This is a genomic window from Candidatus Symbiobacter mobilis CR (genome assembly GCF_000477435.1).
Classification (GTDB): Bacteria; Pseudomonadota; Gammaproteobacteria; order Burkholderiales; family Burkholderiaceae_C; genus Rhodoferax; species Rhodoferax mobilis.
Map to the genome: position 1 here is coordinate 235,697 of NC_022576.1, position 16,378 is coordinate 252,074.

The 16,378-nt window shown below is 58.7% G+C and carries 8 protein-coding genes and 1 riboswitch; of the genes, 4 read left to right on the forward strand and 4 right to left on the reverse strand.

Annotation, left to right across the window (positions count from 1 at the left end):
- The first annotated feature begins 69 nt into the window (after nt 1-69).
- Nucleotides 70-3,546, forward strand: a complete 3,477-nt coding sequence (locus CENROD_RS00955; RefSeq protein ID WP_041193722.1) for a class I SAM-dependent DNA methyltransferase — start codon at nt 70-72, stop codon at nt 3,544-3,546.
- A riboswitch (cobalamin riboswitch) is annotated at nt 3,542-3,773 on the forward strand. It overlaps the preceding gene by 5 nt.
- Before the next feature lie 73 nt (nt 3,774-3,846).
- Complete coding sequence (locus CENROD_RS00960) at nt 3,847-5,892, forward strand: TonB-dependent receptor (RefSeq protein ID WP_051360266.1); 2,046 nt, start codon at nt 3,847-3,849, stop codon at nt 5,890-5,892.
- On the opposite strand, the gene mltB is transcribed toward CENROD_RS00960, so the two are convergent.
- On the reverse strand, nt 5,838-7,037 hold the full coding sequence (gene mltB / locus CENROD_RS00965; RefSeq protein WP_022771182.1) for a lytic murein transglycosylase B: 1,200 nt from the start codon (nt 7,035-7,037) through the stop codon (nt 5,838-5,840). The genes CENROD_RS00960 and mltB overlap by 55 nt on opposite strands.
- A 69-nt stretch (nt 7,038-7,106) precedes the next feature.
- Here mltB and CENROD_RS00970 point away from each other — a divergent pair, with 69 nt between their 5' ends.
- Nucleotides 7,107-7,742: a HEAT repeat domain-containing protein gene (locus tag CENROD_RS00970; protein WP_041193160.1), complete on the forward strand. Its 636-nt coding sequence runs from the start codon at nt 7,107-7,109 to the stop codon at nt 7,740-7,742.
- Nucleotides 7,743-8,088: 346 nt separating this feature from the next.
- On the opposite strand, the gene CENROD_RS00975 is transcribed toward CENROD_RS00970, so the two are convergent.
- Both CENROD_RS00975 and CENROD_RS12260 read right to left on the reverse strand, forming a co-directional pair.
- Complete coding sequence (locus CENROD_RS00975) at nt 8,089-8,430, reverse strand: Rpn family recombination-promoting nuclease/putative transposase (protein WP_022771184.1); 342 nt, start codon at nt 8,428-8,430, stop codon at nt 8,089-8,091.
- Nucleotides 8,431-8,518: 88 nt separating this feature from the next.
- Nucleotides 8,519-12,379, reverse strand: coding sequence for a tetratricopeptide repeat protein (locus CENROD_RS12260; RefSeq protein ID WP_022771185.1), 3,861 nt, complete (start codon nt 12,377-12,379; stop codon nt 8,519-8,521).
- Nucleotides 12,380-12,536: 157 nt separating this feature from the next.
- Between CENROD_RS12260 and CENROD_RS13420 the strand changes: the two genes are divergently transcribed.
- Nucleotides 12,537-12,812: a hypothetical protein gene (locus CENROD_RS13420; protein ID WP_151194557.1), complete on the forward strand. Its 276-nt coding sequence runs from the start codon at nt 12,537-12,539 to the stop codon at nt 12,810-12,812.
- A 159-nt stretch (nt 12,813-12,971) separates the two neighbouring features.
- On the opposite strand, the gene CENROD_RS00985 is transcribed toward CENROD_RS13420, so the two are convergent.
- Nucleotides 12,972-16,328, reverse strand: a complete 3,357-nt coding sequence (locus CENROD_RS00985; protein ID WP_022771187.1) for a caspase family protein — start codon at nt 16,326-16,328, stop codon at nt 12,972-12,974.
- Nucleotides 16,329-16,378: the final 50 nt, after the last annotated feature.

Here is a 16,378-nt window from a genome sequence, read left to right on the forward strand (position 1 = left end):
CACTGTGCGGGAGCGGCGGATGCCACGATGGGTAATCTGGCTCCTATGCTGGCTCCTATGATCCCCCACATGGCGCAAGATGACGTGGTGGAATGGTTTCTCAACCGCTGGCGGGGAGTCGATGCCAGCGAGCTGGCGACGGCGCAGAGTTTCGTGATCGACCTTTGCGCTCTGCTAGGGGTGGAGCAGCCGCTGCCCACCGCAGAGCGGGACTACATGTTCGAGCGTCCCGTGGAGTTTCGCCATGGCGACGGTACCACCAGTGCGGGGCGCATCGATTGCTACAAGCGCGGGCACTTCGTTCTGGAGGCCAAGAAAGTCAAGGCTGGCGCACGCACCAAGGCTTTTGACGATGCGCTGTTGCGTGCCCGTGCGCAAGGGGAGCACTACGCGCGTGCTCTGCCTGCCGCAGAAGGGCGTCCACCTTTCGTTGTGGTGGTGGATGTGGGCCGCGTCATTGAGCTGTACGCCGAATTCAGCCGCAGCGGTGCCACGTACACCCCGTTTCCCGATCCACGCAGCCACCGTATCGAGCTTGACGATCTGCGCCAGCCCGCGTTGCGCGAACGGCTGCGTGCGGTGTGGGTTGATCCCCTTGCCCTTGATCCTTCCCGCATCAGTGCCCGGGTGACGAGGGAGGTGGCCGAAAGTCTGGCGAAGGTGGCGCATGGCTTGGAGCAAGCTGGGCACACCCCGCAGGATGTGGCTGCTTTTTTGGCACGCTGCCTGTTTTCGATGTTTGCCGAAGATGTGGACTTGCTGCCACGCACGGCTCAGGGCGAAACGGCTTTTGAGGGCCTGCTCAAGCGCTATCGCACCGACCCGCCGACCTTACAGCGCATGATGGCTGCCTTGTGGGCGGACATGGATCGCGGCGGGTTTTGTCCGGCGCTGGCGCAGGACGTGCTGCGCTTCAACGGGAAGCTCTTCAAGGCCTCCGGTTCCGCCTACTACGCGCTCCCCCTGGCGCAGGAGCAGATCGAAGGTTTGCTTGCCGCCGCGCGAGCGGACTGGACGGAAGTAGAGCCTGCCATTTTTGGCACCTTGCTCGAACGCGCCCTCAGCCCTGAGGAGCGCCATGCGCTGGGCGCGCACTACACCCCGCGTTCGTATGTCGAACGCCTGGTGTTGCCGACGGTCATCGAACCGCTGCGCGGTGAATGGGCCGACGCTCAGGCTGCGGCGCTGTTGTTGGCCAATGAGGCCAACACGCTGGAAGGCAAAAAGCGCAAAGACAAGCTGGCCGAGGCCCGCCACGAGCTGGAACGCTTTCACCATCGTTTGTGTACTGTGCGCGTGTTGGACCCAGCCTGCGGGAGCGGCAACTTCCTCTACGTCACGCTGGAACACCTCAAGCGGCTGGAAGGCGAAGTGCTCAACCAGATGGAAGCATTGGGGGATACGCAGTCCGCATTGGCGATGGAGGGAGAGTCCGTTACGCTGCAACAGTTGCGCGGTATCGAGTGCAACGAGCGTGCCGCAGCCCTTGCGGAACTCGTGCTGTGGATCGGCTATCTGCAATGGCACTTGCGCACGCACGGCCGGGGCAGCGTGGTCGAACCCGTGGTGCATGACTACGGCAACATCGAGTGTCGGGATGCCGTGCTGGCCTACGACGACAGGGTTCCCGCACGGGGCGCCGACGGCAACATCCTGACTTGTTGGGACGCCAAAACCTACCGTGCGCATCCCGTGACGGGGCAGCCTGTGCCGGACGAATCCGCACGGACGGTGCAATGGCGCTATGTGGCCCCCCGCAAGGCCGATTGGCCGCAGGCCGATTTCCTTGTTGGCAACCCCCCCTTCATCGGCAACAAGCGTATGCGGGATGCGCTGGGCGACGGCTACGTCAGTGCCTTGCGCGCCGCTTGGCCGGAAGTACCGGAAAGCGCGGACTATGTGATGTATTGGTGGCAGAAAGCGGCGGAAACGACGCGCACCGGCGCAGCGCGGCGCTTCGGGCTGATCACCACAAATAGCTTGACGATGATCTTCAACCGTCGCGTTATCGAGGCGCAGCAAAGCGCCAGCCCGCCATTGGGCTTGGCGTTTGCCATTCCCGACCATCCCTGGGTCGATAGCGCAGACGGCGCTGCGGTGCGGATTGCGATGACGGTGGGCGCTGCGGGCTGTACGGCAGGGGAGTTGCGGATTGCAGAGCAAGAAACCTTGGCCGAAAACGGCGAAGTCCGCGTGGATTTCCAGATTTGGCAGGGGACGATTCATCCGGACTTGACAGTGGGCGCCAACGTTACCGCTGTGGTTCGGCTGCAAGCCAATGACCGGCTTTCCAACCGTGGGGTCATTCCGCATGGCGCTGGCTTTGTCGTGACGCCTGAGCAGGCTTTGGCATTGGGGTTGGGCACGGTACCGGGTCTGGATCGGCATATCCGCCCTTATCGCAATGGGCGTGATGTGACGGGGCGGCCGCGTGGTGTGTTGGTCATCGATTTACACGGGTTGACTGTTGATGAGGTACGTGTACGGTTCCCAGAAGTGTTCCAGTGGTTGTGGGAGCGCGTGAAGCCGGAGCGTGACCACAATCCTGAACGGTATCGGCGTGAAAACTGGTGGCTGTTTGCCCGACGCAATACGGAGCTGCGTAGTGCTTTATCGGGGCTTCTCCGCTACATCGTCACCCCGCAGGTGGCCAAGCATCGCGTATTCCAGTGGATGGATGCTGCGATCCTGCCCGATGACAAACTCATCGCCATTGCCAGCGACGATGCCTTGCATCTAGGCGTGCTTTCCAGTCGGGTACACGGCGAATGGGCGCTTGCTGCGGGGGGGAGGCTGGGGGTGGGCAATGACCCGGTCTACAGCAAATCCACCTGTTTCGATCCCTTCCCTTTCCCCGATACCGACACGGGCCTGACCCCGGAGCTGGCCCAGCGCATCCGTGCTCTGGCCGAACAGATTGATGCCCACCGCAAGGCCCGGCAGGCTTTGTATGAAGATGTGACGCTGACGGGGCTGTACAACGTGCTGGACATGCTGCGCAACGGCACTGCGCTCGCGCCCAGGGATCAGACCTTGCACGAGCATGGGCTGGTTTCCGTATTGCGCACTTTGCACGATGAGCTGGACGCCGCCGTGCTTGACGCCTACGGCTGGGGCGACTTGCGCTGGCCCCAAGATGCCGATGCGACCGCTGCGTTGCTGGCGCGCTTGGTCGAACTCAATGCCCGGCGCGCTGGCGAGGAAGCAGCCGGAACCATTCGCTGGCTGCGCCCTGCTTTCCAACGTGCGCAAACCGCGCAGGATCAATCCGCGTTAGCCTTGGCGGAGCAAGGCGCGCAAGAATCCCCGGGCACCCCTGTCCCGATCGAACCTTGCGCTTGGCCTACCGGGTTGCCCGCGCAGATCAAGGCCGTTGCCGAGGTGCTGGCGCGGTCCACGCGCCCACTCGATCAGGATGCGATTGCCGCGCATTTCACGGCCCGGGGGCGCTGGCGTGACCGGCTTCCCACCATCCTCGCCACCCTGGAAGCATTGGGCCGCGCCCGGATGGTCGATGCACAGCGTTGGAGCGATACAGCCCCCTAGAATCTTCAGCGTTGGTGCTCGCGGCGGAGGTTCCGATGCCGCAGTTCAACGGGAAGCAGGGAGGGGATCGCCACCGGTACTCCCCCAGCCTGCGCTGCCCCCGCAACGGTACGTGGACGGGCCTGTACGGCCCGGCTTTCATCACCCGTCACTGGATGGTTCCATCCGGGAAGACGATGGAGGTTGGTTCCACAAGCCCGGATACCGGCCAACACGGTGGCTGCCCCAGCAATGGGGTGGTCGTGACGCCCCATGACTGCCGGGGAAGGCGGTACGGGCACGATCCATCTCTTTTTCCCTATGAAGTTCCTGACTGTGACGGCGCGTGCCCGTGTAGGTGCGCGCCTGGGTGTTTGTTGCGTGGCTGCGTCGATGGGGACGTATGTCTTCGGTGCGTTGACAGCGCAAGACGAAGTGAGCGAAGTGACGAAGGCTGTGCCCATGGCCGTGCAAACGCCGCAAGGGACGACGACAACACAAGCCGTCGTTCCCGTATTGCGGGAGGTACGAATCCAGGCAAGGGTGTTCGACGATCCGCCAGAAAGTCTGCCTGTGGGGGTAAGCGTATTGACCAGGCAAGATATCGAGCGCAGCGGCGCGCAGACGGTCAATGAGGCCCTACAGAAATTGCTGGGCGTTCCCGGTCGGGCAGATTTCTACGGTGGTGGGGACTATGCGTTGGACTTGCGCGGATTCGGCGCGACGGCCAGCAACAACCAGGTGATCGTTGTCGATGGGGTGCGGATCAACGAAGCGGACTTGGGCGGGACACGGCTGGCGGGCATCCCCATCGACATGGTCGAATCCATCGAGGTGTTGCGCGGCAGCGGCGCTGTGCCGTATGGGGAAGGGGCGACGGGTGGGGTCATCCTGATCACGACCCGTTCCGGGCGTGATCCCTCCCCACGGGCGCAACTGGCCACCGCAGTGGGCAGCCATGGGCTGCGGGATGTGCGTGCCGGGGCAACGGTCGTTGCTGGGGACTGGTCGCTCGACGCCCATGGCGCGCGCCGGGAGGCCGACAACCACCGTGCGCATTTCCGCAGCGAGAACGATGCTGCTTCCGCCCAACTGCAATGGAGCAACGATTGGTTGCGATGGGGCCTCGGTACGCTGCGCGACGAGGTTGACACGCAATTGCCCGGTGCGCTGACCGCAGCGCAGTACCGCGCTGACCCGACGCAGTCGACGGCGCTGCCCGGCGACCAAGCACGCATTCGCAACGCCCGCACGACGGTCTTTGCCCAAGCGGAACTGGAAGGCTGGCAGTTGGGGTTGGATGCTGCGCACCGTACCAAGGAACTCGACAGCGAGATGTCGAACTATCCGTACCACTACGACATCGACGCCGATACCTTGTCGCTGCGGGCACACAGGGAGTCGCAATGGGGAATGGTGCGCAACGCCATGACTATCGGCAACGACCACGTGCGCTGGGCGCGGGTAGTGCGGGGAGGCGGGCAGGTGCGGCAGCACAGCCACGGCCTTTCGATGCAGGGGGACTGGTTTTTGCCAACGGACCGCCGGGTTTTTGCCGGGTATCGCCAGGAAAACGTGGCTCGCATCGACGACATTCTGCATACCCATCACCCCGAGCGTGAGCAAGCGTGGGAGCTGGGCGCCGCGCAGGGGCTGGAGGGCGGCTACACCGTGTTTGCCCGGGTGGGCAGCAGTTTCCGTCTGGCCAATGCCGATGAGATGGGCTACACCCTCGCCAATACGCTGCTACAGCCTCAAACGGCGCGGGATGCCGAGTTGGGCCTGCGCTGGGCGGGTAGCCATGGCAGGCGGGAAGCGCGTATATACCGCAGCAAAGTGCAGCGCGAGATTGGCTTCGACCCCACCGTTCCCAACCCGCAGCCGTGGAACCTTGCAAACCTGGGTGCCAACGTCAATTTCGATCCCATCGTTCGCCAGGGGGTGGAGCTGGACATTCGTCATGCCTTGACCTCCACCTGGACGGTGCAGGCCGCACTGGCGTTGCGCCAGGCGGAATTTGCGCAGGGTCCGCACCAGGGCCGCACAGTGCCGCTGGTGGCCCGCAATACGCTGGGGCTGGGGGTGGACTGGCAGCCCATGGCGGCGCACGCCGTGCATCTCGGGGCTGCGATGGTGTCCGGGCAGTATGTGGACTTTGGCAACACCTGCACCATTCCCGGGCACGCCGTGTTTGACCTGCGGTACCGCTACCGGACAGGCAAGGTCGAGGCCACGCTGGGGGTGGACAACCTCTTCGACACTCGTTATGCCACGCAAGCCTTCCAGTGCGCCAATGGGGAAACCCAGGGTATCTATCCGGAGGCCGGGCGTACCCTGTCTGCGGGTTTGCGGGTGGGGTTTTGGTAAGCCGCTGCCCCCGCAGTGCCCACTGCCCGGGCTACAGCATTTCCTAGTTCGATAACTGCCATGGCGTAGTAGCTGCTACGGTTGTAGCGGGTGAGCACGTAGAAATTCTGCGTACCGGCCACAAAGCTGGGGGGTTGCGTGCCGTTGTCGAGTTGGACGAGTGCGAACTTGCCGTCGTAGCGTTGTGCGAGTGGGGTAGAGGGCAGGGCGGGCGTTGCGCCGAGCGCACGGAATTCGTCGAGGGTGAAGGAAGGAACGATGTCCGGTTGCAAGAGCGCGGCGCGGTCGATGGGGTCTGCCTGGAGCTGGACGGCGAAGTGCGTGGGCACGCCGGGGAGCCAGCCGTATGCCTGTAGGTAGCGAGCAACCGAGCCGATGGCGTCTGCAGCGCTACCGTGCAGGTCGATGCGGCCGTCGCCGTCGAAGTCGATTGCGTATCGCAGCCAGCTCGACGGCATGAATTGCGGCAGGCCCATGGCGCCGGCGTAGCTGCCCAGCGGTTGTGTGGGAGCCTGGTTGCGATCCCGACATAGCCGCAGGAAGTGGCCCAGCTCTTCGAGAAAGAACGCGCGGCGTTCCGCAGCGCGGGGGTGGCTGTCGGGAAAGTCGAAAGCGAGGGTGGCGAGCGCGTCGAGCACACGGTAATTGCCCATGTGCTGGCCGTACAAGGTTTCGATCCCCAGAATGCCGACGATGATCGTCGCAGGGACGCCTGTGCTGCGTTCTGCACGGGACAGCGTGGCGTGGTGCGTGTTCCAGAACGCTACGCCTTGGCGGATGCGCTGGGGATCGACGAGCCTTGCCCGGTATACGGCCCAGTTTTTCGGGGCGCTTGCTGGCGGGGGCGCAGCAGCGCGGATTACCGCAGGCAGCTTGCGTGCCTGGGCCAAGGCTTTGCGCACCTCCTCCGGTGCAAGGCGGTGGGCTTGGGCGATGGCCTGCACGGCTGCTTCGGCTTGACGATGTTCCGCGTACTCCCCCACTGCCTTGTCGGCGCTGTTTTGGATAGCGGAAGATGCTGGGGACGCCGAAGTGGCCAGCGCGGAGCAGGCATGCAAAGAGCACGCAAACACCACGGCGGCAAGCACTTTCACAGTGACCACAAACTGGCTGTGCAGGGAAGATGTGGGTGGTACATTCACCATGGTGGATAGAACTTCGCTGCATTGCGTAGTTCCAACTCATTGTAGTTTCTGGTTTTTTTGGGAGTGGGAATGGGGTTGGTTCGGTCGTATGTCGTACCCCAAGGTGGGCATCCTTCCTGGAGGAGCGATCGGGGGTATGAAGCGCTCGTAGCGAAATTGATGGATCCCGACCCGCAAACACGCCGGTGGGCGGCCCGGGATATGCTGGATCACATCCATAGTTCCAGTGTGCTCGTAGAGCGTTTACTCCAAGAAAAAGATGTTTCGGTACGAGAAGTCATCCTGACGACCCTCACCTGCTTGGGGGACACCACGGCGGTGCGGGGCCTGATCGACTGTCTGCGCAGCGAAGATGCGGCTCTGCGCAACGAGGCCGTCAGCGCCATGAGGTTGTTGCCCGACGTCGTCGCGCCGGTCATGCAAGATTTGCTGCACGATGCGGATAGCGATGTGCGAATTTTTGCCGTCAATATCCTCGAAGCATTGCGCCATCCCCGTGTGGAGCAGTGGTTGTGCGAGGTGGCCGAATTCGACTCCGAAGTCAACGTGTGTGCCACGGCCGTCGATTTGCTGGGCGAGGTGGGAACGCCTGCCGCCCTTGATGCCCTGCGCAAGCTCAAAGATCGCTTTGCCGAGGAACCCTACATCCAGTTTGCTGCCGATCTGGCCATCAGCCGAATCATGCATGGCATGAATGGGCACTAACAATGGGTTCCAAAAGCCTATGAATGGGTTCCAAAAGCCTATGAATGGGTTCCAAAAGCCTATTGCAGTAGGCTCTGCAAAGGCCGTCCACTCCTACAACGAGAACGGGGACATTGTGCTGGGGTAGGAGCAACGGAAGTCGCGATGGCCGCGCTTCTTGGGGTAACGGACTATGCGCGTCAGGCGCTGATCGCGACTTTCGTTGCTCTTATGCTGCAGTTTTTGCCGTGCCGCATAACCAATCAGATGCCGAGGCTTTGCAGTAGTTGTGTGACTTCTGCTTCGCTCAATCCGACCAGACTGGCGATCAACTGTGGCGATAGACCATTTCGGCGAGCATTCAGAATCACAGTCTTCTGTGCATCTGCTCGCCCTGGTGCAGTTGGCTGGAGTATTGCTTGGCAGCGTTGTAGAGAATGCGATGTTCGAAGCCTTCCACGTTGAGCACCTGCATTTCAATAATGACCTGGCTGCCATTGGCCAGCACGGCCTTGACATCGACAAAGCTGTCTTTCATGCCCTTGAGCAGGGGAATTTGGTAGGGATCGACAATCTCCAGGTCAGCAATGGCAAATTCGCCAGCGTAATCAAGCATGGCATTGAGAAAGTCGATCAACACCGGTTTGGACTGTTGCGAACCAAAGACTTTTTTGAAAGCAAAGTCGGTTCTGACATCAAGAAAGCGCATGGTGACTCCGTGGTGGGTCGTGAATGTGGCACCACTTTACTGGTGCGGGCCATTCGTCTTGGTTATTGGTCGCTACAGGCTATTTCCCTTACAACCAATTCCCCATCAAAATAAACGGTGCCCAATAATAAGGATGGTCGGTGGTGTTGACCGCTGCGGCGGATTTGACGGAACCGATGCGCGTTGCCCCACGGGAGACTTCGGCCAAGGCAGGGCCTACGCGGCCTTCGATGAAGGCTTGTTGGGCCATTTGCAAGGCTTGTGCCTTGGTAATGCCCGGGTTGTGCTGGCGATAGCCGTAGAAGAGTTGCATGAACTGGCCGGTGCTTTGGTCAGCCACGGACCAAAGTGTGGCAATCACGCCTTTTGCGCCCTGGTTTTGTGCCAAGGCTCCAAAGCCTTCGACTTCTCTGCCGTTTTCATCCTTGCCGCCGCCGACGGCGGTTTCGCAGGCGGATAGGGTCAACAAGTCCAGATTGATGAATTGGTAACCGTCCTTGATGGACTGGAGTGAGAGTTCGGAGCCATCGCCCATGAGCAGGAACGAATGGGTCTCGTTGCCGGGCTGGAACACAAAGTGGCTGGCGAGATGAACGACCGGCGGTTCGCTTTCTAGTCCGATTTTGAAGGCTTGGGCGGTAAAGTCACCGTCGAGTTTGATATGGCCTGACATGTTTTGCAGGATGCCTTCCAATTCGCTTTTTACGGAAGGAAGTTCTGCAAAGTGTTTGATTTTTTGGGTTAGACCGAAGCCGGCCAGTGTCCAGGTGGTTTGGGGTTTGTCCTTGAGTTTGTCTTTGGCAGCCGAGGTGTACATGGCCAGGCGGTAGCGTTGGGACAGGTAGTGTTCTCCGTCGTAGAGCGCAGCCATGGGCAGGTAGCGCATGGCACCGTCCAGCGAGAGCATCAGGGTTTGGGCACCGGCTTGTTGCAGGTCGGCGGCCACAGGGGCGATGAGCAGGTCGTAGAGCGCTTTGCCCAGTGTCTTGATGTTGGGGTCGCGCCGTTTAATGGCTTCGCGGTAGTGGCCAATCTGGCGGTTCAGGTCGGCCTCGCTGATGGGGCTTTCACGTTGGATTTGGACGGTGGGGGTGGTGAGGAGAATCCACAGCCGCTTGTCGGTCATGAGGTAATGCAGGGTGACGGCGCCATGTCCCAGGTCGCGCAGGGTGCCTTGTAGGGCACGCAGGCTGGCCAGGTTTTTCTCACCGAAATCTTGCAGACGATCGGCGGAAGCGTTTTGGGTGAATTCGCGTTTCAATGCGACCATAAAGGCGTCGTAGGCCTTGCGTGCCACTTCGAGGTCGGATTCCAGTTGGGTTTTGCGTGCTTGTTCCTCAGCGGTCAAGCTGGCTGGATCGTCCTTGGCTTTTTTGCGAAGGGATTCGTGTTCTTTGCCGATGGCGGCAAGCTGATTGCTGATTTGCTCGTAACGCTGGCACCACGGCTGTTCGTGGCCGGTGCAAACCACTCGGGTGGTTCTGGGGTCTGTGGGGTTGTTGCGCTGGATGAAGTCGAAGTATTCGGCTTCTTTGAGCATGGCCAACACTTGCTGGCCTTCTGCGAGGCGCCCCTGGGCAAAGAGCAGGTCGGCCAGTTTTTTGTAGGTGGATTCGTTTTTGTCGAGGAAGCTTTTTTGGGTGGCGGTATCGAGTGCGGTATTGGTGGAGCGTACGGTTTGCAAGGTATTGACGGCCTGCTTGCCGTACCAGATGGCGAGTTCTGGATGGGATGGGGTGTAGAAACGACTGAGGTTGTCTTGGACAGTCCAGGACAGTTCTGGTGTTGCGGCAGTGCTGGCAATGCGCCATGCGCGCAGGTAGAGTGGCTCTGCGCGGGCGTACTGGCCCATGGATTCGTACAGCCCGGCCAGGTTGTTCAGTTGCCTGCCGGTTGAGGCATGTTCAGGGCCTTGGGACTTTTCTGATATGGCTAGAGCGCGCTCATAAAGCGGCAAGGCATCGTCGAATCGTCCCTGGACGTGGTACAGCAAGGCTAGGTTGTTCAGGCTCGTGCCGGTTAAGGGATGTTCGGGGCCTTCAGCCTTTTCTGAGATGGCCAGTGCGCGCACATAGAACGGCTCGGAGCGTGCATACTGGCCCATGGTTCTGTACAGCTCGGCCAGGTTGTTCAGTATCGTGCCGGTTGAGGGATGTTCGGGGCCTTCAGCCTTTTCTGAGATGGCCAGTGCGCGCACATAGAGCGACTCGGCGCGGGCGTACTGGCCCATGTCTTGGTACAGCGTGGCCAAGTTGGACAGCACACTGCCAGTTTCGTGATGTTCGGGGCCAATTGCTTTTTCTAAGATGGCCAGAGCACGCACATAGAGCGGCTCGGCGCGGGCGTACTGGCCCATGTGTTGGTACAGCAAGGCCAGGTTGTTCAGGCTCGTGCCGGTTGAGGGATGTTCGGGGCCATTGGCTTTTTCTGAGATGGCCAATGCGTGCACATAAAGAGGTTCGGCGCGGGCGTACTGGCCCATGTGTTGGTACAGATCGGCCAGGTTGTTCAGGCTCATGCCGGTTGTTGGATGTTCTTGGCCATTGATTTTTTCTGAGATGGCCAGTGCGCGCACAAGGAGCGTCTCGGCGCGGGCGTAGTACTGGCCCATGTCTTGGTACAACTTTGCCAAGTTGTTCATGCTCATGCCGGTTGTTGGATGTTCTGGTCCATTGGTTTTTTCTGAGATGGCCAGGGCACGCACAAGGAGCGGCTCGGCGCGGGCGTACTGGCCCATGGCTTGATGCAGCAAGGCCAGGTTGTTCAGACTCGTGCAGGTCAAGGGATGTTCGGGGCCATTGGCTTTTTCTGAAATGGCCAGTGCGCGTTGAGTGGGGACGAGCGCGGCAGCGTATTGACCTGCTTGGTGGAGCTTGATCCCCTCACTATTGAGTCGGTCAATTTCAGCGTTGCTGGCTATTGCTGCCTGACCATGCACAGTAAACCAGTCTTTGGCTGTTCGGCTGGGCTCAACTTGCCAGCCCTTCTGAATAAAAAGTTCGAAATCAGCCAATGGCCCGGATGTCAGGGAAGCCTCGTCGGGAATCAGCGGCAGGATTTTTTTGTACCAAACATAGGCGGTTTCCCGATCGCCTTGCAATAAGTAGGTATGACCAAGATTCACTGTCCAGGCATAGCTGTCTGGTTTCAAGGTTTGTGCTTTGATGCATGCCTCCTGGGCAGCTTTTCCATTCTGCTGAAGTAACAAAAACCAGCCCAGTTGTCCCCAGGCATCGGCAAAGTCAGGTTTTAATGCCGTGACTCGCCGTAAATCAGCAATAGCCTCGGTTTCACGCTTGAGCTTTCCTAGCCACCGACCTCGTTGCCAGTAGATGTCGGCATTGTCTGGATACCGAGACAGCAGGCGCTCTTCAACAGAAAAGGCAGCGTCATGTTCGGCTCCCAAGTGCAGACTATGCGCCAGTTGCAAGCTGGCCTGTGGTTCGGTGCGGGACTGTGGCAGTTCCAGAGTGCCATGCTGTGCTTGGGGCAACAATTCCCCGACGGGTGCAATCTGAAAGTCCCCTGTGCCCTTGCCGTCTTTCAGACGCACACTCAAGTGCAGTCCGGCACGGGTGTCGGCGGGAAAGCCGGATCCGTCGTTCCCAAGGTGCAGTGTGCCGTCAAACCCAAAGCAGCTTGTTGCCATGTCGGTGACTTGAGGCGGACATGCTGCCTTGGCCCCAAGGGCATCCATGCGGCCAAACAGAGCCTTGCTGTGGAAACCACCCAGGGCACGGAAATGTTGGCCATCCTCGCTGACCATGACCAGCGTCACCCCATCGCTTTTTTGAGCAGTCGTGTTATTGGCGATGGCATCCAGTACATAAAGCACTTTGGGTTCGCCCAACGGTGCTTTGCTTGCTTCGCCAGCTTGTGCCAGCGCCTGGGCACCCATTAGCCATGCAGCCAGCAAAATGGCTGTGCTTGTCAAATAACCAGATTTCATCGTTCTGTCCTTTCATTGAAAGCAACGCACGTTTTGCCCAACATCCTATCACCCCGGATGGGCACTGGTTCAGTTGAATGGGATTTGAGGGACTCCACTTCAGAATATGGTAGATGAAGCGAAACAAGCGTTTTGAAGCACCGCTTGCCACCAACAAATGTGGACGACATCCAGAGGCAGTAAGCATTCTCTCCGTTTAAAAAACAAAGGCTCCCAAGCTCATAAAAAAGGTCCGAAACGTCCAAAATATCAAGAACCGCAATCGGAACATCCGCCAACCGTTCAGGATATTAACGAAAATGATATTCATGCGAATCACTGCGAAGCGTTCAACAGCGATCTTCGCCGTCGCAATCCAGCCTTTGGCCGACGTACAAATACATATGCGAAAACGAGAATGGACTTCAAAGAACACTGGACGTTCTTTGGGTGATACATAACTTCATCCGGACGCATTTCACTACAAAAAAGTTCCGGCTGTTGCACCAGGAATTCTTGATAAGAAGCTCTCTTTGGGCGAACTTTTCATGATTCCCTTGACCGCATAGCCAAATCCCATTCAATTGAACCAGTGCCAATTTTTCCGAACCCCTCATTTTTTTATGTCAAAGAACAAAAAGCCATCAGGTTCCTTGCTTCGACGGAAGTAGAAAAGTGTAGGGGACTGTGCGACCACAGTGCGGGTTGTCTTTTCGGAATTCAAGCGCCTCGCCCCTCGGGAGCCGGGAGCAAGAGACAATGTTCCAGAGCGAATTTGTCGCGCCAGCTCTGGCACTCGCAAGGTTGAATAAGTCAGCCATTCAACCAACCCAACAATTCCGTCCTTGGGCGCAAAGTCGGCCGCTTTTGTGTCGAGACCATCAACCATCAGCGCATAGCTCAGTAAGCCCTGCCTCAGTTGACTGCTTTCTAGCGCCACGTCATCTGCCTGCGTAGCAACCAGAACTGCAACACCTTTATCGTAGGCCAACTGACCCAAACTGCGACTATCCATCGGGCCGGGAACAAACCCCTCGGCATCGACCGATGCAGCGGCGTGGCAGGCATCAATAATTAGCACGGTCTGGTAAGTGTCAAGTCCATCCATCCATCCAGACAATTCTTCACTTGCAATAGCATGACTTAACAACTCCGGGGTAATTGAACGAGAACTACCTGCACCAGTGTCAGATGGCAACAGGTAAAACTTGCTCTCGTTATCCGTCAAACCATGTCCTGCGAAGCTGATGATGACGGTGTCGTTTATATCTGCACGACGCAACCCGGCCAACACAGGGTCGCTACTAGCCGGCGCCTGCCCCGCAAGAATTTGAATTGCCTCACGGATGCGCGCTTTGCTGGCCGTGTCGCCGCTGTCATCTGACACTAAGGACACCTGAATCCCTTCGCCCATCACGCCAAATTTGGCCAATTGAGCAGCCAGAGAGTTACCTATTAGCCTTGCGTCATTGGCCGCATAGTCCAGGTTGAAACTTGCGTTCTCGTGGCGGTTCACCCCAATGTTGATGAGAAAAACCCTCTTGCGGCTATGTGCCTGGGTAAGGTTATTGACATCCCACACCGGTTTGTAGTCAACGGCCGCAGTGCTACTTACTCCTTCCAAATCATAAGCAGTTGCCTCAAACCGAAGTGACGGAATGCCTGGTTTGTAGCTCACTGGATCAACAATGAGCTTAAACCGCACCTTACCCGCCAATGACGCAGGCATATCTTCTTTTCTAAAGACTTTTACCTGCACTCCATCACGAAGCAAGCGCACCCCTCCCAACTTGGCGGTGTTTGACTGCACTTCTATTTCCACCCGCAGCGCAGCAGGGTCACTTGCAGACGATGCCACCTTGCTTATGCGCACCTCCGGTGGATCAAACTTGGCCGACGCTTTCACCTGCCTGGTGGACAAGCCATTGGCCAACGTATGCCGCAGCAATCGTGGCTCAAACCCCGAGCGGGCTAACCATTCAAATGGCAGCGGCTTCAGAGGTTGGTCGGCTCGATACCAAGCGAGAGACCGAAGGTCTGCAATATCGCCCGCGTCAAATCGTCCATCGGACGTGTTCACCAACCAGGGGAACATCTGCAGACAGATCCCCACTGAGCAGTTATTGCCAAAAATTTCAGGAAAAATCCGCATCTCCAGCAACGGCAAAGGCTGGTCAACCTGCCACAGGCGCAGAGCATGGTCCTCCTCCAGAACGACCAAATGTCTCGCGTCCAGCCAAACAGCCGAGTAAGGGAAAACGAGTTGACCAAAGTCTGTTGCGCGACCAGTGACTGTGTCAAGCCAAGCAGATTTCTGCCCCCAAGTGCCTAGCAGTGCAAGCCGTTTTCCGTCAGTTGAGCGCGTAAGTTGCGTACCAAAAGACCCGGTCGCAATAGGTGTATGCCAGCGGGGCGCCGTGTTGCCGGATACGCCATAGGCACTCACCCCGCGCTCAGTCGCTATCCACACCTCGCTGCCATCAAGAGACAGTTGCTCTGCGCTTATAGAAAAGAAAGTGTCGGACGTGGGCTGTAGGGACAGTAGCCGACTGCCACTGGCAACGTCAGTCACTTCGAGAACATTTGCACCACCTATGAGTAAGCGCTCCCCCTTTTCATCCAGACTTAACCGCTGGGGCTGGTGCAGCGTCGGTAGTACGGTGACGGGTTGAAGGTCAGGTAGAGCATATACGCCAACCCCTCCCTGTTGTCGAGCGACAAAGGCATGGCGTCCCGCTATATCCGTTGCAAGAGCCATTGGGTGATCGTTTAATTCTTTCTTTGCTACGACACGCCCCTCCCGCAAGTCGTAAATCATCAAGAAGCGATCATTCGCAGGCCCCTCGCTCCCAATCAGCAACACTTTCTGATCGGGCAAAAAGCTTGCAAATTTTGTGTCCCATAGGTTCCCGGGTTCGACGGTGTAACTAGGACGGCCGCTCTCCATATCCCATAGCGTCAGTTTTCCTAGGCCTGCCTGAAGCAACCAGCGGCCATCGGTACTTGCTGCAATGACATAGTCAGACGGCGCTGCTACCACTGCAATGCGCCCAAGCAGTTTTCCACTGTGGCGGTTGAGCGTAATAACTCCTGCGTTTCCCGCCACAACCACAACATCCTTCCGTATCGCCACCAAATTGAGATCGCCAAGACCGTCGCCAATCGACATCCCTTGCGCATTCTCATTCGGCCAAAGTTCCTGGCGCTGACTGCCGCGCATCAGCGTCAGCGTACGCCCACTACTGGCTGCAACAAATCCATCTGCCGTTAGGGCGATGGATGAATTACGCGCATCACCCACACCATAATCCGTTACCGGCCCCGGCTTACCCTTACTGTCGAAAACCTGTAACGTGCCATTAGCCAACTGAACTGCCACGCCAAGACTGGGCTCAGGTGCTGCAATCAACCGCACTGCGTTACCAGCCAAGGCAACTTTCCAGATTAGTTTCCCAGTTGTATCCAGACTGCGTAGCTCGCCGCTACCCAGCAACCACCAGCCGTCCGAGTGCTCAAGTGCGTCCGCCAAGAAACCACTCGCATCGGCCTGTTGCCCTGCGTGCAGTTTCTGGGGCGCGAGCTTTCGACAACCTTTGGCCTGGAAACGATGAAGCACCCCAAAGTTTGTTAGCCCCCAGCCATCGCCTGAATTGTTCACATGTACACGGATGAAATCTAAAACTTCAAAGAATCTATTTGGGTCATGGTCAAACTGAAAAGCGCAGACCACTTTGCCGTCTGCAACCCGCCATAGGCGCACCTCAGCGCCATCTGCGCCACTGATCAGCAGTGCCCCGTCATCACTAAATGCCAGGGAATGCACACCATGTCCGTGTCCTCTGAGGGTCTTCCACTGTCGGCCCGACGCCGGATGCCAGATGTTGATGGTCTTGTCTGCCGCCCCTGTTGCAACCCATTGTGCGTTTGCCGATACGGCCATCACGTCCGGGACATGGGCGTGTGGCACCATCAGCCTAATTTCACTCACTACAGCCCAGGTAGCTGACCAGGACATCAACA